At 44.5% G+C, this 25,154-nt stretch carries 22 protein-coding genes and 1 tRNA gene; 18 read left to right on the top strand and 5 right to left on the bottom strand.

Annotated elements, in window-relative coordinates; genetic code table 11:
• Position 1: 1 nt before the first annotated feature.
• The 3 genes from C1A47_RS12735 to pilB are packed head-to-tail and all read right to left on the bottom strand — an operon-like array spanning position 2 to position 3,842.
• The gene (locus tag C1A47_RS12735) at positions 2-862 is read right to left on the bottom strand and encodes a prepilin peptidase (protein ID WP_111895402.1); all 861 of its coding nucleotides are present in this window, start codon (positions 860-862) and stop codon (positions 2-4) included.
• Between the two features lie 12 nt (positions 863-874).
• Positions 875-2,104 carry a type II secretion system F family protein gene (locus C1A47_RS12730; RefSeq protein WP_111895401.1) on the bottom strand — a complete coding sequence of 410 codons (1,230 nt, stop codon included), beginning with the start codon at positions 2,102-2,104 and terminating at the stop codon, positions 875-877.
• Positions 2,105-2,135: 31 nt separating this feature from the next.
• Positions 2,136-3,842: a type IV-A pilus assembly ATPase PilB gene (pilB, locus tag C1A47_RS12725; RefSeq protein WP_111895400.1), complete on the bottom strand. Its 1,707-nt coding sequence runs from the start codon at positions 3,840-3,842 to the stop codon at positions 2,136-2,138.
• A 294-nt stretch (positions 3,843-4,136) separates the two neighbouring features.
• Between pilB and tpiA the strand changes: the two genes are divergently transcribed.
• The 8 genes from tpiA (at position 4,137) to C1A47_RS12685 (ending at position 11,064) form a co-directional block, all read left to right on the top strand.
• Entirely contained in the window at positions 4,137-4,934 is a 798-nt protein-coding gene (tpiA, locus tag C1A47_RS12720; protein ID WP_111895399.1) for a triose-phosphate isomerase, read from the top strand.
• An 11-nt stretch (positions 4,935-4,945) separates the two neighbouring features.
• Complete coding sequence (gene secG, locus C1A47_RS12715; RefSeq protein WP_111895398.1) at positions 4,946-5,278, top strand: preprotein translocase subunit SecG; 333 nt, start codon at positions 4,946-4,948, stop codon at positions 5,276-5,278.
• A 52-nt stretch (positions 5,279-5,330) separates the two neighbouring features.
• Positions 5,331-5,415 (top strand) — tRNA-Leu (locus C1A47_RS12710).
• Between the two features lie 372 nt (positions 5,416-5,787).
• Complete coding sequence (locus C1A47_RS12705) at positions 5,788-7,077, top strand: OprD family porin (RefSeq protein WP_162625947.1); 1,290 nt, start codon at positions 5,788-5,790, stop codon at positions 7,075-7,077.
• Between the two features lie 10 nt (positions 7,078-7,087).
• Complete coding sequence (locus C1A47_RS12700) at positions 7,088-7,423, top strand: RidA family protein (RefSeq protein WP_111895396.1); 336 nt, start codon at positions 7,088-7,090, stop codon at positions 7,421-7,423.
• A gap of 3 nt (positions 7,424-7,426) precedes the next feature.
• Positions 7,427-8,677, top strand: a complete 1,251-nt coding sequence (locus tag C1A47_RS12695; RefSeq protein WP_111895395.1) for an NAD(P)/FAD-dependent oxidoreductase — start codon at positions 7,427-7,429, stop codon at positions 8,675-8,677.
• A gap of 18 nt (positions 8,678-8,695) precedes the next feature.
• The gene (locus tag C1A47_RS12690) at positions 8,696-10,033 is read left to right on the top strand and encodes a D-serine ammonia-lyase (RefSeq protein WP_111895394.1); all 1,338 of its coding nucleotides are present in this window, start codon (positions 8,696-8,698) and stop codon (positions 10,031-10,033) included.
• Between the two features lie 95 nt (positions 10,034-10,128).
• Positions 10,129-11,064: a LysR family transcriptional regulator gene (locus C1A47_RS12685; protein ID WP_111895393.1), complete on the top strand. Its 936-nt coding sequence runs from the start codon at positions 10,129-10,131 to the stop codon at positions 11,062-11,064.
• Between the two features lie 31 nt (positions 11,065-11,095).
• On the opposite strand, the gene C1A47_RS12680 is transcribed toward C1A47_RS12685, so the two are convergent.
• A complete protein-coding gene (locus tag C1A47_RS12680) occupies positions 11,096-12,622 on the bottom strand; it encodes an amidase (RefSeq protein WP_111895392.1) in 1,527 nt (508 codons plus the stop codon).
• Positions 12,623-12,898: 276 nt separating this feature from the next.
• On the opposite strand from C1A47_RS12680, the gene C1A47_RS12675 reads away from it, so the two are divergent.
• Positions 12,899-14,116, top strand: a complete 1,218-nt coding sequence (locus C1A47_RS12675; RefSeq protein ID WP_111895391.1) for an MFS transporter — start codon at positions 12,899-12,901, stop codon at positions 14,114-14,116.
• A gap of 75 nt (positions 14,117-14,191) precedes the next feature.
• On the opposite strand, the gene C1A47_RS12670 is transcribed toward C1A47_RS12675, so the two are convergent.
• Positions 14,192-14,656 (bottom strand): hypothetical protein, encoded by a 465-nt coding sequence (locus tag C1A47_RS12670; RefSeq protein ID WP_111895390.1) that lies wholly within the window; start codon positions 14,654-14,656, stop codon positions 14,192-14,194.
• 304 nt (positions 14,657-14,960) lie between these two features.
• On the opposite strand from C1A47_RS12670, the gene C1A47_RS12665 reads away from it, so the two are divergent.
• The 9 genes from C1A47_RS12665 to C1A47_RS12625 all read left to right on the top strand — a co-directional run bounded on the left by C1A47_RS12665 (position 14,961) and on the right by C1A47_RS12625 (position 24,806).
• Positions 14,961-16,049 carry a BMP family ABC transporter substrate-binding protein gene (locus tag C1A47_RS12665; protein WP_111895389.1) on the top strand — a complete coding sequence of 363 codons (1,089 nt, stop codon included), beginning with the start codon at positions 14,961-14,963 and terminating at the stop codon, positions 16,047-16,049.
• Positions 16,050-16,172: 123 nt separating this feature from the next.
• Entirely contained in the window at positions 16,173-17,714 is a 1,542-nt protein-coding gene (locus C1A47_RS12660) for an ABC transporter ATP-binding protein (protein WP_111895388.1), read from the top strand.
• Positions 17,715-17,724: 10 nt separating this feature from the next.
• Positions 17,725-18,816 (top strand): ABC transporter permease, encoded by a 1,092-nt coding sequence (locus C1A47_RS12655; protein ID WP_111895387.1) that lies wholly within the window; start codon positions 17,725-17,727, stop codon positions 18,814-18,816.
• A 15-nt stretch (positions 18,817-18,831) separates the two neighbouring features.
• Positions 18,832-19,749, top strand: a complete 918-nt coding sequence (locus tag C1A47_RS12650) for an ABC transporter permease (RefSeq protein WP_111895386.1) — start codon at positions 18,832-18,834, stop codon at positions 19,747-19,749.
• Between the two features lie 312 nt (positions 19,750-20,061).
• On the top strand, positions 20,062-20,547 hold the full coding sequence (locus tag C1A47_RS12645) for a nucleoside deaminase (RefSeq protein ID WP_111895385.1): 486 nt from the start codon (positions 20,062-20,064) through the stop codon (positions 20,545-20,547).
• A gap of 458 nt (positions 20,548-21,005) precedes the next feature.
• Positions 21,006-21,998: an aliphatic sulfonate ABC transporter substrate-binding protein gene (locus C1A47_RS12640; RefSeq protein WP_111895384.1), complete on the top strand. Its 993-nt coding sequence runs from the start codon at positions 21,006-21,008 to the stop codon at positions 21,996-21,998.
• Between the two features lie 57 nt (positions 21,999-22,055).
• Entirely contained in the window at positions 22,056-23,231 is a 1,176-nt protein-coding gene (gene ssuD / locus C1A47_RS12635; RefSeq protein WP_111895383.1) for an FMNH2-dependent alkanesulfonate monooxygenase, read from the top strand.
• A complete protein-coding gene (gene ssuC / locus C1A47_RS12630) occupies positions 23,228-24,007 on the top strand; it encodes an aliphatic sulfonate ABC transporter permease SsuC (protein ID WP_111895382.1) in 780 nt (259 codons plus the stop codon). The genes ssuD and ssuC overlap by 4 nt, the downstream gene beginning before the upstream one ends.
• A 10-nt stretch (positions 24,008-24,017) precedes the next feature.
• Positions 24,018-24,806: an ABC transporter ATP-binding protein gene (locus C1A47_RS12625; protein ID WP_111895381.1), complete on the top strand. Its 789-nt coding sequence runs from the start codon at positions 24,018-24,020 to the stop codon at positions 24,804-24,806.
• Positions 24,807-25,154: the final 348 nt, after the last annotated feature.

The following is a 25,154-nucleotide window of genomic DNA, read 5'->3' as shown; positions in this document are numbered from 1 at the left end:
CTTATTGACCTAAATAGATTTTCATAATTTGGCTACCCCATAAAAATGCAATCCAGCCAGCAATCGCAATATATGGACCAAAAGCAAAGGGCTGATTTTCTTTACGGACTTTTAATAAAATGATACCAATGACAGCACCAACCACCGAAGATAGCAAAATAATCAGAGGTAACATCATTGGCCCCATCCACGCACCAAGCGCAGCTAAGAGCTTAAAATCACCATAGCCCATGCCTTCTTTGCCTGTCACAAGTTTAAAGATGATATACACAACCCATAGACATAAGAAACCAATAACAGCACCCCAAATCGACAGTGTGGGTGTGGTATAGAGTGAAAAGCTATTGATGGCTAAGCCTGCACCTGCAAGTGTCAAGGTAAAACGATCAGGTAAGAGCTGCGTATCAAAATCAATAAAGGTCAGTGCAATAAGAACCCAAGTTAAAATGACACCACATAGCATTTGCCAAGTTGCACCAAAGGTTGCAACGACCACCAAGGAACAAATACAAGTGAGTATTTCAACAAGGGGATAGCGTTTACTGATCGGGTGCTGACAACTGCCACAGCGTCCACGAAGAGCGAGCCAACTGATTACAGGGATATTTTGATACCAGTGAATGGCTGTATGACAGTTAGGGCAAGTGGATGGAGGTGTGCTTAGAGTGAGCTTTTCATGTTCAATAATGGGTTGCTCGGGGTGGAGCAGCATTTGACATTCCTGTTTCCATTCCTGCTCCATCATTTTGGGTGTGCGAAAAATGACTACATTTAAAAAGCTACCAACACATAAACTAAAAAGCCCAACTGCAATATAAAGTGCAGTTGGGTTCTCGACGAAATATGAAATAAGTTGTTGCATTGAATAACCTTATTAACCGACAACTGAACCCATCTGGAAAATTGGCAGATACATGGCAATCACGAGACCACCTACAAGTACCCCAAGAACAGCCATAATGAGGGGCTCCATCATGGCAGTTAAACCATCAACGGCGTTATCCACTTCATTTTCATAATAAGTCGCTACTTTATCGAGCATGGCATCCAGTGCACCCGATTCTTCACCAATCGCAACCATTTGAATCGCCATGGATGGGAAAATATTAGCTGCACGCATCGCAAATTGGAGCTGTTGTCCTGTGGCGACATCCTCACGAATTCTCATGACGGCTTTTTCATAAATAACGTTATTGGTTGCACCTGCAGTAGATTCAAGTGCATCAATGAGGGGGACACCTGCGGCAAATGTCGTGGCAAGAGTTCGGCTATAACGAGCAATAATTGCTTTATAGACGAGGTCGCCAAAAATCGGAAGTTTTAATGATAACTTATCCAAACCATCTCGAAATTTTTGACTGCGCTTTTTAGCTTCAAGAAAAGCATAAACAGTTAAACCAATGCCAATGATTAAAATAAACCAGTATTCCTGCATCCATTTCGACATATTGACGACCATTTGGGTAAAGGCAGGTAGTTGTGCACCAAAAGAACTGAATAATCCTTGGAATACAGGAACCACTTTCACCATCAGAATAATGGTGACAACAATCGCAACCACGATAACTGTCATTGGATACTTCATTGCTTTTTTGATTTTTTGCTTTAAAAGTTCACTCTTTTCTTTATAAACAGCAACTCGTTCCAGCATGATCTCCAAGGCACCCGATTGTTCCCCTGATTCCACTAAGGAACAAAATAATCGGTCAAATAACAGGGGATACTTACGTAATGCACCTGTAAAGGTATTCCCCCCTTCGACTTCAGCTTTAATTCCGAGAACGACTTCACGCATTGAGGGGTTGTCGAGGCCTTCAGCGACAATCTCAAAACTTTGTACCAACGGTACGCCTGCTTTCATCATGGTTGCAAGCTGACGTGTAAAAATGGTGATATCTAGAGTCGATACTTTTTTCTTAAAAACATTCTCAAGAAGATTTTTGCGCTTCTCTCGAATTGATTTTACGTCAACACCTTGTTTTCGAAGCGTAATTTTTGCCAAAGCCATATTACGTGCCGAAAGTTCCCCTTTGACTTTAATACCTTTGCGATCAACCCCCGCATAGGCAAATATCGGTATCGCCTGAGCTTTTTTTACCGCCATAGTATTATCCTTTTTGTAATCTATCTATGCATTAATCACTTGTGACACGATTGACTTCTTGTAATGAAGTCACCCCTTGCATGACTTTCTTTAAACCTGAACGGCGAAGATCTGGAAATCCCAATTGTTCTGAGGCTTCGGCAATTTGAATTGCATTGCCATCTTCCATAATCAGTTTAGAAATTTCAGGCGTAATTTTCATGACTTCATATACACCCACACGGCCTTTATAGCCCTCTCGACATTCAGGACAGCCAACAGGTTGGTAAATCTTAAATTCTGGATCAGCCAAATCCTCAGCCGTAAAACCCATTTCGTATAAACTGTTTGCTGGAATCTCTAGGGGAATTTTACACTTTGCACATAAACGGCGTGCCAAACGTTGTGCAATAACTAAATTGACTGATGTTGCAATGTTAAATGAGGGAACCCCCATATTGCGTAAACGGGTTAGAGTTTCTGGTGCACTGTTGGTATGGAGTGTGGAAAGCACCATGTGACCTGTTTGAGCTGCTTTAATGGCAATTTCAGCCGTTTCAAGGTCACGAATCTCACCGACCATAATAATATCAGGGTCTTGACGTAAGAAAGAACGTAAAGCAGTTGCAAAGCTTAACCCCACTTTGGGATTGACGTTAACCTGATTAATGCCTTCAAGGTTGATTTCGACGGGATCTTCGGCAGTGGAAATATTCGAGTTTTCAGTATTGAGAATATTTAAACCAGTATATAAAGATACGGTTTTACCAGAACCCGTTGGGCCTGTAATTAAAACCATGCCTTGCGGTTTATGTAAGGCTTCTAGAAATAAAGCTTTTTGATCGTCATCATAACCAAGAGCCTCAATCCCGAGCATGGCACTTGAGGGATCTAAAATACGCAGTACGATCTTTTCACCAAATAGGGTTGGCAATGAGTTAACACGGAAGTCAATGGCTTTGGTCTTGGATAGTTTTAATTTGATACGACCATCTTGAGGAATACGTTTTTCGGAAATGTCCATTTGTGACATCACTTTTAAACGTGAAGCCAGTCGGTTAGCGAGTTGTAATGGTGGATTTGCAATTTGTCTTAAGACACCATCGACTCGATACCGTACTCGGTATGTTTTTTCATACGGTTCAAAGTGTAAGTCTGATGCGCCCATACGAATGGCATCGACCAGTAGTTTATTAATATATTTAACAATAGGTGCTTCATCTTCCTTCGAATCATCATCAGAAGATGCTTCTGGTGAATGGTCTTCTACGGAAATATCAAGCTCTTCATCACCAAAGTTAAATTGTTCTTCTTCTCTAAAATTTTTCTCAATAAATTTTTCGAGTTTGTCATACTCCACGATCACCATTTCTGGATTGAGCTTGCTGTTAAAGCGAATCGCATCAATGGCTTCGAGATCAGTGGGGTTGCTGATGGCAATATAAATGTTATTGCCTCGTCGCATGAGAGGGACTGCACGATGTTTTCGAACGTGCTTTTCATCGACCAATTCACGTGGGAGCTGTATAGGATCATAACTGGATAGATCGAATAGAGGCTCGTTAAATTCGATCGCAATGGCCTCAGCAATCGTGAATGGAGAGAGATGCAAATGATCAATCAAATAAGGCACAAGATTTTGCTGTGCTTTTTTGGCCCCCTCAATCGCTTGTAACATTTTACTTTCAGAAATGTGATCTTCTGCCACTAAACGACGGGCAAAGCCTGATAAACGTGGCGTAGTAGAAATGTCTGCCATAAATGTATTTGCCTTATTGATATGATCGTTTGCTAATACTCGTACTCGATATTAAATTATACGGTTGTTATGACAAAATGCTATGACAAAATACAGCTAATAGTATGTTACAGCACTGAATTTCGAGTATTTGACTTCATTATAAAAAATATAAAACTTGCTGAATATACAGCACAGCTTATTTTGCCAAAAAAAATAGCCTTGTGAGATTAAATTGTATTAAAAAGCAAAAAAAGCTTCAATTTGAGAAAAAATGTGTAAAATAAGGCCATTTTGTTGAAAGGGTTTTCTTGTATGTCGGGTTCGACAATTGTGCCTTGGGTGATTGGGAACTGGAAGATGAACCCTGTTTGGGCAAGTTCCCAACAATGGATTGAACAATTTAAACAATCTTTGCAGCAATCTCCAATTTCAGAACAACAATGTTATTTAGCAGTTGCACCAATTGCAATTGCCTTAAATCGGGTACAGATGCAATTAGACAATGCACCTCGCACTGTGCATACTGTGGCGCAAGATGTTTCACGCTTTGCAGCAACTGGCGCATTTACAGGTGAGGTGAGTGCTACCTTACTTGCAGATAGTCAAATTCGTCATGTTCTAATTGGACATTCTGAGCGTCGTGAATTGCTAGGTGATACACCAGACGTGCTCAAAGCAAAAATCACGCAGGCATTAGCCGAAGGTTTGACCGTAATTTACTGTGTCGGTGAAACACTTGAACAGCGCGAACAAGGTTTGGCTGAACAGATTGTATTACAACAAATTTGTGATGTTGCCCCTGTCATTGGCGAAGAACATTGGCAAAAGCAGATCGTAATTGCCTATGAACCCATTTGGGCCATTGGCACAGGAAAAACAGCATCGGCACAAGATGCGCAAGCCATGCATGAGAAAATTCGTGCAGGTTTGACACAATTAAGCGTAGCAGGTCAAAACATTGCCATTTTATATGGTGGTAGTGTGAAGCCTGAGAATGCCCATGAACTTGCAGCATGCCCTGATATTAATGGTGCTTTAGTGGGTGGTGCGTCATTAAATGCAGAGTCTTTTTATCAAATTGCTCAAGCATTTGCCGCAACTCAATCATAAGGAGATTCAACATGCATACATTTGTGTTGGTTGTGCATATTTTACTGGCAGTGATGATGATCGTTTTGATCTTGGTCCAACAAGGTAAAGGCGCAGAAGCTGGTGCATCTTTTGGTGGTGGCGGCGCTGCGACTGTATTTGGTGCTTCTGGATCAGGTAACTTTTTAACGCGTTTGACTGCGATTTTAACCGCATTATTCTTTGTGACCAGTATTACTTTGGCTGTTCTTGCGAAGAAACAAACCGCTGAAGCTTATAGTTTAGGAACAGCAGCAGCACCTGTGACAACGCCTGCAAATAATTCGACTGAAACTTCATCAACTACGCAAAAAACTGCAAATTAATCTCAAGAAAGACTTTTCTTTTTTGAATGAAGCGAATAGAATGCACGCACATGCGGTGGTGGTGGAATTGGTAGACACGCTACCTTGAGGTGGTAGTGCTTTCGGGCGTGGGGGTTCAAGTCCCCCCTTCCGCACCAACATTTTAGAAATATAAAATGTTGTTACCAAACAAAAAGGCTGAGTTTGAATAAAACTGAGCCTTTTTTGTTGTCTGTTAAAAAATAAAGAGCACTATATTTTTATTTAAATTATTGAATTTTAAAATAAATATTAATTTTAACCATCTGGTCATTGGTCTGTTTTTAAGTCGATATTTTTTCGATGATGCTGATCATTTAACGCCATTTAACTTGATTAACCCTGACTTAAATTAACTCCAAATAGAGTGCCTATGCTGATTTAAATTGCCAATTTGGCAAGGGTTTGTTGCAAAAAAAGTGATTGTCGAGAAGGCAAGATCGCTTCTATCTTAATCCTCAAGCCATTGAATTTTTTATTGGGGAATGGGGATGAATCGGCGGTCGGCAATTTTTGTTTTAAGTGGTTTAACTGGGATGATGGCATCGGCAGCACATGCAGAATTTTTTCAGGATGCCAGTTCAAGTTTGAAGTTACAGAACTATTATTTTGATTCGGATTACCGTAATGAAAAAACGGCAACTCGTCCACAGCAAAGTAAAAAAGAAGAGTGGGCACAGGGAGCAACTTTAAATTTTAATTCGGGCTATACCGAAGGCAAAGTCGGTGTTGGTTTAGATGTCAGTGCCATGCTTGGTGCGAAATTGTATTCGAATGCGGAAACCAGTGGTACAGGGTTGTTGCCTACCTCGTCTGCAACATTGGCAGGTGAACCGAGTTATGCACATCATTCAAAAGATGGTTATGCACGACTTGGTGTCACTGCTAAAGTGAAATATGAAAATAACATTTTAAAATATGGAACTTTACAGCCTGTAAATCTACCTGTTCTGTTTCCCAATACTGCTCGTTTGTTTCCACAAACTTTTCGGGGCTGGAGTTTTGAATCGACCCAGTTGCAAGATGTGAATTTTCGCATGGGACGCATTGATCGGGTGATGCAGCGGGATTCGAGTGATTATACCGACTTGGGCATTGATACAGGTTATACCCGTTACACACAAAGTCGCCCGAGTGATGCTTTTAGTTATGCAGGACTGGACTATAAAATCAGTCCAGACGTACAGGCTTCTTACTATTTCAGTCAGCTCAAAGATACTTATGACCAGCATTATTTGGGGTTAAAAGTTACCAAACCCTTAGGGCAAGGTAAATTCACCAGCGATTTACGTTACTTCAATTCTTATGATTCAGGGCAGGCACTGGCGGGCAGCATCAGCAACCAGATGTACACCTCGAGTTTTAGCTATCAGCTCAAGCATCATTTATTTAATGTGGGCTATCAAAAAGTCGATGGCAGTGAAGCCTTGCCTTACTTAAAAGGTGCAGGACCTTATACGCCAACCACGGTGATGGTTAGTTATTTTATCTTGCCGCATGAAAGTACGTGGTGGTTACGCTATGACTATAACTTTGCAGGTTTAGGTCTGCCAGGTTTGGTCTTGTCGAATAAATATTTGCATGGTTCCGATGCCAGAATTACAGGCAACTCAGCCGAGCAAAAAGAATGGGAACGTGACACTGAACTGGCTTATACCGTGCAGTCGGGCAAGTTTAAAAATCTGTCTTTACGCTTGCGCCATGCTTCCTTTCGTTCCAGTCTAGATCGTGGAATCGATCAAACCCGCGTTATTTTGACGTATACCTTTCATTTAAAATAGGATAAAACAGATGCAACTTCCATTTTCTAAAGCCGTTGAAAGTCATGGATTTATTTTCTTGTCAGGTGAAGTGCCTTTAAATGCCGATGGCACGATTCCCGAAGGTATTGAAGCACAAACGGAATTGGTGCTGAATAAGATTGCACAGACTTTGTCACAGCAGTCAGCCAGTTTAAATGATGTGGTCAGTGTGATGGTGTATTTGACCGATAAATCGGATTTTGTGGCATTTAACCAAGTTTATGAACGTTTTTTTGCACAGCCTTATCCTGTCAGAACCACCGTGATTGCGGGTTTGGTGATTGATGCAAAAATTGAAATTACTGTGATTGCCAAAAAAGGATAAGCAATGTCTAAAGAAGTTTTGGTGCTAGGTGCAGGCATGGTCGGAATTTGCACCGCAATCCATTTGCAACAGCAAGGCTATACGGTTACGGTGATTGACCAGTCCGCGCCGGGCACAGAAACTTCCTATGGCAATGCTGGGATTATCCAGAGTGAAGCCGTTGAGCCGTATGCGTTTCCGCGTGAATGGGCAAGCTTGTTTAAAGTTGCGCTGAAACAAGACAGCGCGGTGAATTATCACTTAAATGCCTTGCCTGAATATGCTGCGCCATTGTTGAAATACTGGCGTAATTCTAGTCCAGAAACCCATCAGGCGATTTCGAAAGATTATGCTGTGCTGATTCGGGTGGCACTGGCAGAGCATCAGCAATTGATTGCTCAGGCACAGGCGGAAGATCTGATTTTAAAAAATGGCTGGATTCAGTTGTATCGTAGTGAAGCAGCCTTGCAAGACGGGATTCGGGATGCCGAGCACCGTCAGCAGCGTTATGGCGTACCGAGTCAGATTCTCAATGCCAGTCAAATCAGTCAACTTGAGCCAAATTTGAAAGCTGATCATCCTTTACTTGGCGGGATTCACTGGACACAGCCGTGGAGTGTGATTGAACCCGGTGAACTGGTACAGCGTTATGCACGATTGTTTGAACAACTCGGCGGCACGATGGTTCAAGCTCAGATTCAGCAACTCAAACAGCAAGATCATGCATGGCAAGTCCAAACCGATGGACAGACGTTCACTGCGCCAGATGTTGTTGTTGCACTCGGCCCGTGGTCATCGAAATTTATTAGCGAACTGGGTTATGACAATCCGTTATTTGTGAAACGTGGTTATCATCAACATTATACGCAGGGTAGTCAGTTGACCCGTCCGATGCTCGATGCCGAATATGGCTATGTGCTTGCCCCGATGAAAAAAGGTACCCGCCTGACTACGGGTGCGGAGTTTGCACATTTTTCTGCACCTGCAACCCCTGTGCAACTGGAGAAAACCCAGCAACGTGCCCGTGACTGGCTGGACTTGGGTGAAGCTTTACCAAGTCCTGCATGGCTGGGTCGCCGCCCGTGTAGTGTCGATATGAAACCGTATATTGGTGCGGCGCCACGACACAAAGGGCTGTGGTTTAACTTTGGGCACGGACACCAAGGTTTTACTTTGGGTGCGGCCAGTGGACGTTTATTGGCGGAAATGATGATAGGGCACGTCCAACTCACTGCAGATCCAAATATTTTTTCACCGAACCGAATTGCAGTTTAATCAAGAGCGAAATCTGTTATGCAACCTATTCAAATCGATCAACTTATTGCCGAGTATCCGTTGCTGAAACAGCTACAGAATTTAGAAGAAACGGTGTGGTTTAACCCTGCCAGCACCACCTTGGATGTGGCACTAGCGGACGTTGGCTTGACCGCAGAAGATGTGGCACAGGCACATGCCCGTTTACAGCGTTTTGCGCCGTATCTGATGTTGGCATTTCCTGAACTTGAAGCGACACAAGGCAAAATCGAGTCGGAATGTGTGGCAATTCCTGCGATGCAACACGCTTTGCAACAGCAATCTCAGCAAGAGATTTTTGGGCAACTTTGGTTAAAACTGGACAGCCATTTACCGATTTCGGGTTCGATCAAGGCGCGTGGTGGCATTTATGAAGTGTTGGCACATGCTGAAAAACTGGCACTGGAGGCTGGATTGCTGAGTTTTGAAGATGATTATCGCAAGTTATATACGCCTGAATTTCAACAGTTCTTTAGCCAGTATGCGATTGCAGTCGGTTCAACAGGCAATTTAGGGATGTCGATTGGCATCATGAGTGCCAAAATGGGCTTTCGCGTCACGGTGCACATGTCGGCAGATGCCCGTCAATGGAAAAAAGACAAGTTGCGTGCCAACGGCGTGACCGTGGTTGAATACGAACAGGACTATGGTGTGGCTGTGGAGCAGGGGCGTGCTTTAGCGGCTCAAGATCCGCAGTGCTTTTTTATTGATGATGAAAATTCACGGACATTGTTCTTGGGTTATGCCGTGGCAGGCGAACGCTTAAAACAGCAGTTCCAGCAAAAAAATCTTGTGGTCGATGCGGAGCATCCGCTGTTTGTGTATTTGCCTTGCGGGGTCGGTGGTGGCCCTGGTGGTGTGGCGTTTGGATTGAAACTGGCTTTTGGCGATCATGTGCATTGTTTCTTTGCTGAGCCAACCCATTCACCGTGTATGTTGCTGGGTGTGCATACAGGTTTACATGATGCAATTTCAGTACAGGATTTGGGCATTGATAACCTGACTGCTGCCGATGGTCTGGCGGTGGGGCGTGCGTCGGGGTTTGTGGGGCGTGCCATGCAGCGTTTGATTGATGGCTATTACACTCTCGATGACCAACGTCTGTATGATATGTTACGTTTACTCAGTGATGTTGAGGACATTCAACTGGAACCTTCGGCTTTGGCAGGTATGTACGGCGCAGTCGTGGTATCACAGGCGCAGGATTATCTGGACGCGCAACATTTCTCAGCACAACAATTACAGAATGCCACTCATTTGGTCTGGGCAACGGGTGGTGGTATGGTGCCTGAAGCTGAAATGCAAAAATATTTAGCACAAGGCACGGCTTTTTCTTAACTTAATCGATCACTGCTGCGCGTAGAAAAGCTTCTGCGTGCAGCAACAATCTTTTAAGATGGATGAATCATCATGGATTGACCCGAGTTTGGACAATGAACTCTAAAATTCTTCAGGAAACCTCGTTACGCTATTTTTTGGAAGTGGTGCGCTGTGGCTCAATTGCTGAGGCATCGCTTAAACTCAATGTGGCTTCATCTGCGATCAGTCGGCAAATTGCCCATTTGGAATCCAATCTGAATGTGTTGCTGTTCGAACGTAAAACCCGTGGCATGAAACCGACCTCGGCAGGGGAAATTTTGGCGGCCTATGCGCTGAAATTACAACTGGATAGCGAGCGGGTTTTTAATGAAATCAATGCACTGAAAGGCTTGGATAAAGGCAGTATTAAAATTGCCTGTTCTACAGGTTTTTCACTGGATTTTTTACCCTCGATTATTGCAAAATTTCAGGCAGATTACCCTGGTATTCAAGTGTTTCTGCATGCCGATAGCGGTAAAAATGTCATTAAACAGCTTAAAGATGGCACAGCCGATATTGGCGTGACTTTTAATCATGTGCCGCAGTCGGATATTTCTGTGCTGCACCGTTTAAATGCCCCGATTTACTGTATTGTTACCCCGCAGCATGAACTGGCGGATCGAAAAAACATTACTTTACCGCTGCTTGAAACGGTACGTTTGGCATTGCCACCGCGTGGCATTGTGCTGCGTGATGTGTTTGATGTGCGTTGCAGTCATCAGGGCGGGGTGATTGAGCCAATTTTTACCTCCAATACTATTAGCGCAATTTTATCTTATGTACTGGCAGGTGGTGTCACGCTCTCGACCGAACTGGTTTTAAAATCTTATCTCAATCAAAATCTGATTAAGGCGATTCCGTTAAAAGACAATATTTTAAATAACTCACTGTCGATTGAAGTGTGCAAGTTGAGTGGGCGAATTTTGCCTGACGCAGCACGGGTGTTTTTAGAATATTTATATGATGAACTGGCTGTGCCTGAAATGGTGACTGAAGAACAGGACACATAGCAGCCGCGAACGACTGCTATGCGGGGGGAGCTTAAACCGCAGATGCTGTTTGATCGTGTTCAATCTTGCGGATCTGACTGGTATTGACAATGCCTGTTTTAAAGTCGGTATGAGTTTGCATTAATGCACTGAGATCGAGTTGTGGCTGTGCTAAATCAGGATCGTGTTCACAGTGCTGTGCCAAGGCATCCGCCATACGTAGCAAGGTGGTGTCTTCGCGGAAGCCTGCGATCATTTGCAGTCCAAATGGCATACTGAGATGATCACGCCCGAGCGGGAAAGACAGGGCAGGATTGGTCATCAGCGTCACCACATAAGTCAACGATAACCAGCGGTAGTAATTTTCTAGCGGTTTGCCATTCACTTCGCTTAGGTACAGGTTTTGCCATGAGAAAGGGCTCACTGGCGTAACAGGTGACAAAATCAGGTCGTATTGATCGAACAGTTTCTGGAAATCTTTAAAATACTGGGTTTGGGTTTTTTGCGCCCAGACGCAGTCGGTCAATTTCATGCTCGCACCCATTTCATAGTTCATGCGTGGGTTTGGCCCCAGCAGATCAGGGTCTTTCTCATAGGTGCTTTGTAGACCTGCAACAAATGCTTCAGCACGGAGTACATCGAAGCAGCGGTGTGCATCGTCCAGATTAAACGGGATTTCTTCACAGCTTTGGAACAGCTTGCCAATTTTTTGAATCTTGTTGCGGAACACCTGACGGATGTTGTTATCGACTTCGCAGCAGCCAAAGTCTTCGGTATAAGCTACGCGCAGTTTAGACAGATCAATCGGTGGGAGGTCACGAATGTCAGCAGGCATGTGCGCATCGTAACTGAGTGGATCATTTTTAGATAAACCGATGGTTGCCGCCAGTTGCAGCCAAGTATCTTCCACGTTACGCCCCATTGGGCCGACGACAGAAATTGGTGTCCAGCCCAACGGTTTACGCTGGCTGGGCACTAAACCTGCCGATGGACGTAGACCATAAATCCCGCAGAGTGCCGCAGGAATACGTAGTGAACCGCCTGTATCTGAGCCTGTACAGAGTGGTGCAAGACTGGCAGCCAAAGCTGCGGCTGACCCCCCCGATGAACCCCCCGCATTTAAACTTGGGTTAAATGGGTTGCCTGTTGCACCCCACACAGGGTTACGGGTGTTGGCCCCGGCACCCATATCAGGTACGTTAGTCTTGCCTAAAATAATCGCACCTGCGTTACGCACGCGTTGTACCAGTTCATTGTCAGCTTTTGGGACATAATGTTGATAGGCCATTGAGCCGTAGGTGGTATTTAAACCTTGAGTATCTTCTAAGTCTTTGATCCCAATCGGTAAACCGAACAACAAACCTTGTGCTTGTCCCGCCATGAGTTGCTGTTCTTGGCGCTTGGCATCTTCAAGTGCCTGCTCATAATTTTTAGCGCAAAATGAATTGATTTTTGGGTCAATTTCAACAATACGGTCAATATAGGTTTGGGTCAGTTCAACAGGGGAGATTTGTTTTGTTTCAATGAGTTGTTTAAGTTTAACTGCGCTGAGATACGCCAGTTCTGAAGATTTGGACATGCTGAATATCCTGCGTTTACATGATCGTTATCTTCAAATCTTAGTCATTTTCCAGATTCTCACAATTAGAATAAATAGAACCCGCCATTGCTGATTTGGCAACATTTGTGCATGTCTTTTCATAGGAGAAATAAGGTCCTGATGGTGTATTGTTCGTTGGCCAAGCCTTGCCATTTTGGCAATGAAAGGTTGCGCAAAATGCGCTTGAGCAAAGGCAATAGTCTACTTATTTTGATATTGAACACGACGAATTTTAAATCAATGGAGAGACTGGCAATGACGATGATCGAGAAAATTGGGGCTCGAAAATATCTGGTATTTCTCTTGCTGTACTTGGGATGGTGTATCTCATTTATTGACCGTACCGCAATCAGTATCAGTGCAACACATATTATTAAGGATCTGGCGATTTCTCCTGTGAAGATGGGGGCAGTGCTGAGTATGTTCTATATTGGCTATACCATCATGCAGATTCCTGGGGGATGGCTGGCCGATAAGATAGGCTCGAAAAAAGTGATTTTAGTCGCTGTAGCGTTGTGGTCGGTGTTTACCATCCTGACAGGCATGGTTGAATCCTTAATGGCATTGTTAGTGATTCGCTTACTGTTTGGTTTAGGTGAAGGTGGTTTTCCACCCGCGTCCTTTAAAAGTGTTGCGGAGAATTTTTCTGGTGTGGCACGTTCTAATGCATCCAGTGCCATGGTGTCATCCAACTATATTGGCAGCATGATTGCACCATTAATTGTGGCTCCGCTGATCTTGGCATTTGACTGGCGCAATACCTTTATGATTATTGGTGGTATTGGCTTTATTTACATTTTCTTGTTTGCTTTCCTGACACCTTCAAGCAAAGCGGTTCGCCAACAAGTGGATCACAGCAAAACAGCATCAAGCCTTGTGTTGAAAAACAAATATTTATGGACCATCTGTGCAATGTGGTTCGGTATCAGTATTGTCAATAAAGGTCTGGACACTTGGATGCCAATTTACTTAATGACTGAGCGCGGTCTTAATTTGAAAGCAGTGGGCTGGTTGTTGCCGATTCCATTTTTAATCGCAGGTTTGACGACTGCGGTAGGTGGTTGGATTGTCAATAAATACTTCGATGGTAAAGAACGCCGTTTGATTATTCCTTGCTGTATCTTGATGTGCTTGGGTTTGTATGAAATGTATTCGGCTGCAACGATTGCTCAAGTGATTATTGCTCAAGGTTTTGTCTACCTGTTCAAATCATTGATCTTTGCTTTGGTGATTGCATTACCAGCGAAAAAATTGCCACAAGAACAAATTGGTCGTGGTCTTGGAATTATCAATACAGGTGGTATGGCGGCGGGGTTTGTGGCTCCAGTGATTATCGGTGCGCTCGTCACTTGGTCGGGGTATCATGCCGTGTTTATGTTCTTGATTGGTGCGGTGGTGTTCTCACTCTTCATGAGCTTCTGGATTAAAAGCCAAGTGACCCCACGTCTGCATAAAGAGTTATCGCAAGCTTAAAGCAGGATTTAAAACAAGGAAGTGATTCAATTCAAAGCTCTTATCAATCATTGGATAAGAGCTTTTTTTCTGTGTTTAGGCAGAACATTTTTGTTTGAAGGTGTCATGCCATTGATTGGCAAGCAGTACCCAGACAGGTGACCAGTACGAGAATGTTTTCACTTCGGCGATGACCGCATCAAGATCAGCCAAAGGCTGTGATTTGAGCTGGAAAAATACTGTGTCAGAGAGTGTTTCCATGAAGTGTTGTGCCAAAGCATTGGCACCGTCCAGCAAGTTGCTGTCCAGACTACCCTGAACAAACACATCAAAGAGTGTTTCAATATAGTGCAGGGGCGGCAGTGCCAATTTTCGGACTTTATTTTCATTATAAAGTTCGATGGCATCTTTCATGTTCAAACCGAGTACACATTGCTGCTGATAGTCACTCACTGGTGCAAATTGTTCGGGCGCAGTGGTAATTTGTTGACCATATAGTCCAATGACTTGCTGTTTGGCACCTTGAATGATGGCTGGTTGAAGTGTGGTGATATGATTCATTTAAAACCCCAAAAAATAAGAAAATTATTGTTTCTATTAATGTAAAACTGCTTATTTAGTTTAGCAATTTTTTATAAAAAAGCAGTAAATTCGCTTTAATCTTGTAAGAAAAATCAAATTTATTTTGCGCAGTTCTTAACATGGAATGGATATTGCTTGAATGCTGTCTAGATGTCGTGAGTGGTTCATTTTGAATAGGCTTCTTTCATAACGATTTACACCCTCTTTATTTTTCTCCCATAGGGAGAAAGAAAAGGGCTTATGAAAGAACGCTAATGAATAACGATTAAAGGAGAATTCAAGAATGCCAATTTCATCGAAGTTAAAAAAACTCGCTACAGCGGTTGTAGCAGTCGGGTCTATGTGTGTGGGTAGCTTGCAAGCAACGCATGCTGCGGAAAAAGCAGCGTTTGTTTATATCGGGCCAACGGGCGATCACGGCTGGACCTATTCGCATGACCAAGGCCGTATTAAAGCTGAGAAAGCACTTGGCGGTAAATTTACGACATCACATATTGAAAATGTTCCTGAAACTGCCGATGCAGAGCGTGTGTTCCGTAATCTTGCACAGCAGGGCAATAAAGTCATTTTCGGAACATCATTTGGTTATATGAACCAAATGGAAAAAGTCGCTCGCCAGTTCCCGAACACCATTTTTATGCATGCGACAGGCTACAAAATGGGTAAAAACATGGGCACTTACGATGTTCGTACCTATGAAGGGGCATACTTGCTCGGGGTTGTAGCAGGCGGCAAAACCAAATCAAATACGTTAGGGGTTGTGGCGTCGTTCCCGATTCCTGAAGTAGTGCGTAACATCGATGCCTTTACTTTAGGTGCGCAAAGCGTCAATCCAAAAATCAAAACCAAAGTGATTTGGGTGAACTCATGGTTTAACCCAGGCAAAGAACGTGACGCGGCATTGGCTTTAATTTCTCAAGGCGCGGATGTCCTCATGCAAAATACGGACTCGCCAGCCGTAGTTCAGGCTGCACAGCAAAAAGGCGTTTATGCTTTTGGCTGGGATTCAGACATGAGCAAGTTCGGTGCAAAAGCCCAATTGGCAGCTTCTGTGATTCACTGGGAAAAAATCTATGTGCCGCTGTTAAACCAGATTGCCAATAAAACTTGGAAACCAAGCAAAATCTGGTGGGGTGTACCACAAGGTGCGATCGACATCGAAAACTTTGGCCCAGCCGTACCTGCACCTTTAAAAGCCAAAGCATTGGCTGTGCGTGATGCGATTCATAAAGGTCAGAAACATCCGTTCGATGGGCCAATCTATAACCAAGCAGGTGCTGTAGTGGTTGCCAAAGGCCGCAGACTTTCCGATGATACTTTAAGTAAAATGAATTTTTACGTGAAAGGTGTCGAAGGATCCCTACCAAAATAATCACTCAGCGCTTTACTCCTGCACCCAGTTGTCCGCAACTCGGGTGCATTTTTTTGGCATAGAGCTTGCAAATTAGAACAACAAGTACGAATGAAGACATTAAAAGCATGGGTGATTTAGACAATGACCACAGTTCCACGTTTAGAGCTTATCGGGGTGAGCAAAAGCTATAACTCCCTCAAAGCCAATGACCAGATTCATTTAAGGGTAATGCCAGGGCAGATCCACGCGGTACTGGGTGAAAATGGTGCAGGTAAAAGCACCTTGATGAAAATCATCTATGGCGCAGTCAAAGCCGACCAAGGTTCGCTGGTCTGGAATGGTAAAGAAGAAAGCATCGATAGCCCCTCTATGGCACGAAAGTTGGGCATTGGCATGGTGTATCAACATTTTTCGCTGTTTGAAACCCTGACCGTTGCTGAAAATATTTATTTGGGTTTAGACAAAAGCCTCGATCTGAAACAGCTGAGCGAAAAAATCAAAACCGTATCTGAAGAATATGGCTTGCCAATTGACCCACGCCGTGAGGTGCATAGCTTGTCGGTCGGTGAGCGACAACGGGTCGAGATTATTCGCTGTTTATTGCAAAACCCGTCTTTGCTGATTTTGGATGAGCCGACTTCGGTGCTGACCCCACAAGCGGTGAAGCAGCTGTTTAAAACCCTGAAAAAACTTGCAGCACAAGATGTCTCGATTTTATACATCAGCCATAAATTGCATGAAATTCAGGAGCTGTGTGATGAAGCCACGATTATTCGTTCAGGCAAAGTCACAGGCAATGTTAATCCCAAACAGAAAACGACCAGTGAACTCGCCAGCCTGATGATTGGGCGTGAATTGCCGACCTATAGCCATACCGCTTATGCAGGTGAGCCACAGCAGATTTTTCAGGTCAAGCAACTGAGCTTTACTTCGGATGATCCATTTGCCATGCCACTCAAAGAGGTCAATCTGAGTGTCAACACCGGTGAGATTTTGGGGATTGCAGGCATTTCGGGCAATGGTCAGGCGGAATTACTGAGTTTGTTGTCGGGAGAAACCCTCGCCAAACACGGTGAGGTTCTGCTGAAAGGACAACGCATCAACTCGCTGAATGCAGGCAAACGCCGTGATATTGGTCTGGGTTTTGTACCAGAGGAGCGTTTGGGACGCGGTGCTGTACCGAATATGACGCTTTCGCAAAATGCCTTGTTGACCGCGCATCGTAAAGGTCTGACGCGTTTTAAGCTGATCAACTTTGCCAAAGTCAAAGCTTTTACCGAACAGTGCATTGAGAAATTTACCGTCAAAGCCAGTGGCGCAGCCGCAGAAGCGCGCTCGCTGTCAGGTGGGAATTTACAGAAATTTATTGTCGGGCGTGAAATTCTACAAAACCCTGAAGTGCTGATTATCTCTCAGCCGACATGGGGGGTCGATATTGGCGCATCCATGTTTATTCGGCAAACCCTGATTGACCTGTCCCGACAAGGCGTAGCGATTGTGGTGGTGTCGGAAGAACTCGAAGAATTATTTGAAATTAGTGACCGAATTTGTGTATTGGCGCAGGGCAAGCTTTCAGATGCCATGCCAACCGCCAGTACCAATGCCGAACAAATCGGCTTATTGATGTCAGGATTAAACCAGCACGAGCAGATGCAGTCTGCCCCTGTGGCTGAGATGAGTTGAGGACAAGGACATGCATTTATTACAACCCCGCGAATATCCATCTCGTTTAATGAAATGGTTATCGCCCGTTTTAGCGATTGTCTTTACTTTGTTGGTTGGCATGATTCTGTTTCGTTTTCTTGGTTATGCACCGCTGAAAACCTTATACATTTTCTTTATTGAGCCACTCACCACCATGTACGGTTGGAGTGAACTGGTGGTGAAAGCCAGTCCTCTGATTTTAATTGCTTTAGGGTTATCAATCGGTTTTCGTGCCAAGCTGTTTAATATCGGTGCGGAAGGTCAGTTGACCATGGGTGCGATCTTTGGCGGTGGTGTTGCCATTTTATGTTATGGGCATGAAGGCGCTTGGACATTGCCACTGATGCTGATGATGGGCGCACTCGGTGGCGCAGTCTGGGGCGCAATTCCAGCCTTACTGAAAACCGCATTTAATGCCGAAGAAACCCTGACCACACTGATGCTGAACTATGTCGCAGGTTTTATCTTACTGTATTTGATTAATGGTCCTTGGCGTGACCCAAATGGCATGAACTTCCCGCAATCGGTGATGTTCAGTGATCAAAGTTTATTGCCGTTGATTACTGAAACGACACGGATTAATGCCTCGGTATTTTTGACTTTGCTGTTGGTGATTGTGTTCTGGATTTTCGTGAAAAAAAGCATGCAGGTGTTTCAGCTCGAAGTCAGTGGACAAGCCGCTGCGGCAGCGCAATATGCAGGTTTTTCTGCGAAAAAAACCGTGTGGTTTAGCCTGATTTTATCGGGTTTGATGGCAGGCTTGGCAGGGATTTGTGAAGTGGCAGGGCCGATTGGTCAGCTCAATCCAAACTTGTCGCCAGGGTATGGCTATGCCGCGATTATTGTGGCGTATTTGGGGCGCTTAAACCCGATTGGGATTGTGCTTTCAGCATTTCTGATGGCATTGATTTATTTGGGCGGGGAAATGGCACAAATGCAGTTGCAACTTCCTGTGGCGATTGCAGGCGTATTCCAAGGTTTATTGTTGATGTTTTTACTGGCAGCCGATGCCTTTATTGAAAATAAATACCGCTTCTTGAAAAAGAAAACCAAACCGACTGTGCTGGCAACCCAAGGCTAAAAGGAGAATACGGATATGTTAGAAATGACCGCAATTTTAGCGACCACAGTTGCTGCTGCGACCCCTTTGATTTTTGCAGGTTTGGGCGAACTGGTGGCAGAGCGCACAGGGGTGATTAACCTCGGGGTTGAAGGCATGATGCTGGTTGGGGCAATTGCTGCATTTGCACTTTCGGTTCAGTTTGATTTGAGCGTATTTACCGCGCTGTGGGTGGGCGCAGGCGCAGGCATGTTGATGGCATTGATTTTTGCCTTTTTCAGCTTGTCACTTAGCACCAACCAGTCGGCGTGTGGCTTGGCACTGACCATTTTTGGCATGGGAATGTCCTCTTTTATCGGGCAGAACTATGTCAGTCAGGCATTGCCAGGACTGCAAAATATGAATGTGCCTGTGCTGTCCAAGATTCCGTTTATTGGCCCAATTTTGTTCCAGCAAAACTATGTGGTGTATCTGTCCTTACTGGCTTTTGTGCTGGTGTGGTGGGTACTGGCAAAAACCCGTTTGGGCTTGTTGCTCAAAGCCGTGGGGGAATCGCCTGAAAGTGCACATGCGATGGGTTATCACGTATTGGCAATTCGTTATGGTGCTGTACTTTTTGGCGGTGCGATGGCGGGGATTGGTGGTGCATTTTTATCGACGGTTTATACCCCGATGTGGATTGAAAACATGGTGGCAGGGCGCGGTTGGATTGCGATTGCATTGGTGGTGTTTGCCGCGTGGAAACCTGCACGTTTGCTGTTGGGCGCATATCTGTTTGGTGGTGTGACCATTTTGCAGCTACATGCGCAGGCACTTGGGATTAATGTGCCAACCGAGTTTTTAGCGGCATTGCCTTATGTCGCAACGATTTTGGTGTTGGTGCTGATTTCTCGGGATAAGAAGTTGTTAAAGATGAATTTGCCTGCTTCGTTGGGTAAGACTTTTTTGCCTTAGGTCAATTAAGACATTTATCTAAGATATTGAATGTCATAACGGAGTCTTACTGTTTTGACGGATATGTCTTGATTAACCTTCGGTTCGACCTACTTTTCTTTCGGGAAAAGTAGGCAAAACCATTTGTCAGTTGCAAACTCGGTCAAAGACCATCACTGTCTTGATGTATTGAAAAACAATACCTTACAAATGTAGTCCTGACCTCAAACATGCAACTGACGTTCCCATGGATCCTATTATTTCTACAATTTTTATGTTGGATTCTAATTAGAATCAGTCTGAGCTATCACAGGCTCAACTTAAGGAAACCCCATGTCGACACCCAATTCCGAACAAATTTTACGTTTTTTACGCTTGTCCAATGATGTGGGAAAACGCGCCATTTCTTTAGGGCATCATCCCTTTGGTGCGGTACTGGTCGCACCTGACCACGAAACGGTTTTACTGACCCAGTGCAATATCGATACGGTCAATCATGCTGAATCGACACTGGCGCGGGTGGCTGCCACAAATTATCCACCTGAATATTTATGGCAATGCACTTTATATACTGCCGTTGAACCGTGTTGCATGTGTGCAGGCACCATTTACTGGGCCAACATTGGGCGGGTGGTGTATGGCATGAGTGAAACACGGTTACTGGAATGTACGGGCAATCACAGTGAAAACCCGACCATGAGCGTGTCTTCAGCGTATGTGTTTGCACATGGACAAAAAGACATTGAATTAATTGGCCCTGTGGCTGAACTGGAGCAGGAGACTGCTGATTTGCAACTGAGTTTTTGGCAAAGCCGCTAAAGGTGATATCTGAAATTCTGCTATGTATAGCTTAAAAAGCCACAAGGAATGTGGCTATTGGTATTTTAATGCTGCAATTTGCACATTTTTTAGATTTAAAAATAAATAAGTCTCTGTATAAAAATAAATTATTTTAAAAATTGAACTGTCGATTGATTATCAAAAACTTTGCAAAGCTTTGCAGAAAATTTCTTATGCAAAAGCATTCATAACTATCCCATTTTTTCTTCATTTTTCTACAAAAGACAAAGCTTTAAGGTATGGGCTTCCAGATCATTTTTGTTAAAAGAGTGCAGAAAGCCATGAATCGCTGTGTACCACTTCACACCTTTGCGGTGTCATCTATTCAACTTCCATCCTTTGCGGTTATGCCAGTAATTTGTTGTCAGTTTGCACGAATGTAACTGAATTTTATCAACATATTTTTGAATTAACTTGATATTGAGGATCTAAACAAGATGAATCGTATTCAACAGTGGTCAGTGATTGGTTGCACAGGTTTAAGTTTGGCGCTGAGTGCATGCAGCAAACCTGCTGAACAGCCACAGGGCAATGCTCAGGCAGCATCTCAGCCGAAAACCGAGCTAAAGACTTTAAGCATTGGCTTTCAAAAATCATCTTTAAATTCAATTATTTTAAAACAGCAGCACTTGCTGGAAAAAGAGTTTCCAAAAACCAAGATTGAATGGAAAGAGTTTCCCGCAGGGCCGCAAATGCTTGAAGCTTTAGCCGTGGGTGCGGTGGATTTGGGTTCGGTCGGCAATACGCCGTCGATTTTTGCCCAAGCGGCGGATAAAGGCATTGTGTATGTCGGTTATGAAAATGTTCATCCGAAATGGCAAGCGGTACTTGTGCCCAATGATAGCCCGATCAAAAGCATTGCGGACTTAAAAGGCAAGCGCATTGCAGTACAAAAAGGCTCAAGCGCCCATGACTTGCTTGGGCGGGTTTTGAAGAAAGCCAATCTGACGTGGAATGACATTCAACCGATTTGGTTAGCGCCTGCCGATGCGCGCGCTGCGCTAGATAAAAAATCAGTCGATGCATGGGCAATTTGGGAACCGTTCTACAGTGCCGCAGAAGTACAAGGGCATGCCCGCCCGATCATTGACGGCACAGCGTTTGAAACCACCTATAACTTTGTGATTGGTAATCCTGATTTTGTTAAAGCCCATTCTCAGGAAACCAAGCAGTTCTTGAACACGCTGAATCATGCTGCGCAGTGGATTGTCGATCATCCTCAGGAGTCGTTGAAACTGTATCAAGACGCGACAGGTTTAAATGCAGACATCGCTCAGCGTGTACTCGACAAACGCTATAAGCCGTCACTGACCCAGCCGATCACCCCTGAAGTGGTCAAGGCACAGCAAGAGATTGCCGATCGTTTTTATCAAGAGAAGTTGATCCCTAAACAGATCGAGATCAACCAAATTATCTGGTCGCAGCACTAAGCGCGTTCAGGGTTTCACAGACCAAAATCGATATTTAACATTTAAAGGAACAACACAATGAAAATTTTCTGGTTTATCCCTACTCATGGTGACAGTCGTTATTTAGGCACGAGCAAAGGCGCGCGTCAGGTGGATCATGCCTATATGAAGCAGATTGCCGTTGCGGTCGACAACTTGGGCTATGAAGGGGTACTCATTCCAACAGGACGTTCTTGTGAAGATCCGTGGATTACTGCGGCAAGCCTGATTGATGCCACGCAAAATCTGAAATTCTTGGTGGCGCTGCGCCCAGGGGTGACCACTCCTGCCTTGGCAGCGCGTATGGCAGCAACTTTTGACCGCTTGTCCAATGGTCGTGTGCTACTCAACTTGGTGACAGGGGGCGATGAGCAAGAGTTGAAAGGCGATGGCTTGTATGAAGACCATGCTACCCGTTATGAAACAGCCAATGAATACGTGAAAATCTGGCGCGAGGTTTTAACCCGTTCGCATACAGGTGAATCATTCAGTTTCCATGGTAAACACTTAAATGTTGATGATGCCAAACTGCTTTATCCTCCTGTACAACAACCGTATCCACCGCTGTGGTTTGGGGGTTCTTCCGACGTGGCGATTGATTTGGCGGCAGAACAGGTCGATACCTACCTGACTTGGGGTGAGCCACCTGCTGCGGTCAAAGAAAAGATTGCCGTGGTACGTGCCAAAGCTGAAGCCAAAGGACGCAGCTTAAATTACGGTATCCGTCTGCATGTGATTGTGCGTGAAACCAATGAACAGGCATGGGCAGCGGCGAATGAACTGATTCAATATGTCGATGACCACACCATTGCGGCTGCACAGAAGAAATTCTCGCAAATGGATTCGGTGGGTCAGCATCGTATGGCTGCTTTGCATGGTGGTCGCCGTGACAAACTGGAAGTATCGCCCAACTTATGGGCAGGCATTGGCTTGGTGCGCGGTGGTGCAGGGACAGCCTTGGTGGGTGATCCTGAAACGGTGGCAGCACGTATCCAAGAATATGCCGATTTGGGCATCAGCACCTTTATTTTCTCGGGTTATCCGCATTTGGAAGAATCGATTCGTTTTGCTGAATTGGTGTTCCCATTATTGCCTTTAGAAACCCGTAAAAAACTGTCACAGCCCAATTTGACTGGACCCTTTGGCGAGATTATTGCCAACAACTATGTGCCTGATGAAGACAAAAAACGTCAACGGGCAGAGGAGGCGGTATGACCCAAGTGGTAAAACGGCTTGGGCAACGCACGTTGCCTTGGCTGGTGCCTGCGGCACTGGTGATTTTCTGGCAAGTCGCTTCGGTCACAGGATTATTGGAGAGTCGGATTTTACCTGCGCCATCGGCTGTGCTTAGCGCCTTTTGGTCGTTGTCTGTGAGTGGTGAGCTTTGGCATCACGTCAAGATTAGTGCAGGGCGTGCCTTGCTCGGTTTGTTGGTCGGTGGTGGTTTGGGCTTGTTGCTCGGGTTACTCAATGGTTCATCGAAAATTGCCTCAACGCTCTTAGATACCACCTTGCAGATGATTCGTAATATTCCTGCACTGGCGCTCATTCCTTTGGTGATTTTATGGTTCGGAATTGATGAATCGGCAAAACTGTTCTTAGTGGCGATTGGGGTATTTTTCCCGATTTATATCAATACCTATCATGGTATTCGCTCCGTTGATCCGCAGTTGATTGAAATGGGCAAAAGCTATGGCTTGACCCGCTGGCAGTTGTATAAAGACATTATTTTACCCGGCGCGATGCCTTCGATTTTAGTCGGTTTACGCTTTGCACTGGGTTTGGTCTGGGTCTTATTAATCGTTGCTGAAACCATCTCTGCACAGGCAGGCATCGGGTATATGACCATGAATGCCCGTGAATTTTTGCAAACCGATGTGGTTTTGGTCGGGATTCTACTCTACGCCTTACTGGGTAAACTGGCGGATGTTTTTGCCCATTATCTAGAACGTTATTTACTGCGCTGGCATGCGGGTTATCAACACGATTGAGGAGAGCATCATGACGGATTTAAGTGTTGCAGATTATGCAGATGAGTTGGTCACTGCACCCAAGTCGAAGCTTGCACCCACCACCGGTGCTGAGATTCATATTCAACAGCTCAACAAATATTATGGCAGTGTCACTGTACTTGAAAACCTCAATCTGGACATTCAGGCAGGGGAGTTTCTGGCGATTGTGGGACGTAGTGGCTGTGGTAAAAGTACCTTGCTGCGTCTGGTCGCAGGGCTAGAACAGACCAGTCAGGGAAAAATTAGTTTTACTGCACCTGCACAGACGGCTGCGATTCAGGCCAATGATATTCGGGTGATGTTCCAAGACCCGCGCTTGTTGCCATGGAAAAGCATTGAGGACAACGTCAAACTTGGTTTGCCGAAGCAGCAGTCAGAACAGGCGCTTGCCTTACTGGAAAAAGTTGGACTCAAAGAAAAAGCCAAACTGTGGCCCAGTCAGCTTTCGGGTGGGCAACGTCAGCGTTCAGCATTGGCGCGGGCACTGGCACATCGTCCACGAATTTTATTGTTAGATGAACCGCTTGGCGCACTGGATGCCTTGACGCGATTAGACATGCAGAATCTGATTGAAAAATTATGGCGTGAACAAGGCTTTACTGCCATTTTAGTGACGCATGATGTCAGTGAAGCGGTGCAACTGGCAGACCGTATTATCTTGCTCGACAAAGGACATATTGCACAGCAGTTTCATGTTCATTTACCCCGACCACGTCAAAAAGGTGTGCGTTTTGCAGAGCTTGAACAACAGGTGTTACATGCAGTTTTAGCCACCTAAATTCAAAATTGATCGTGTTGGTGAGGGATGATGAAACATGTCTATGCAAAGAGCCAGTAAGGCAGGAGATTTCCTGCCTTGGGTTTAAATAGATACAGTTTGGGTAATTTATCGTTTTTAAATTTAAAGTGTTAATCCATTTGCATTAATTCAAGAAACCACATTCCTAATCACAATTTATTGATGCAAGATATTGAATAAATTAACAAAAATAAAATGATTTTCTTGAGGTTATTGTTGTAACATACCGCGCAAAATAAAACCCAAGCAGAAAAAAACGTGTTTAATAATATTTACAGCAGCCTTGAGCAGCTCGGTTTGACTGCCCAGAAACGTGCCTTGCACATC

This window comes from Acinetobacter sp. MB5 (genome assembly GCF_003261585.1).
In the GTDB taxonomy this organism is placed as follows: Bacteria; Pseudomonadota; Gammaproteobacteria; order Pseudomonadales; family Moraxellaceae; genus Acinetobacter.
This window is presented reverse-complemented; position numbering and strand designations above follow the sequence as displayed.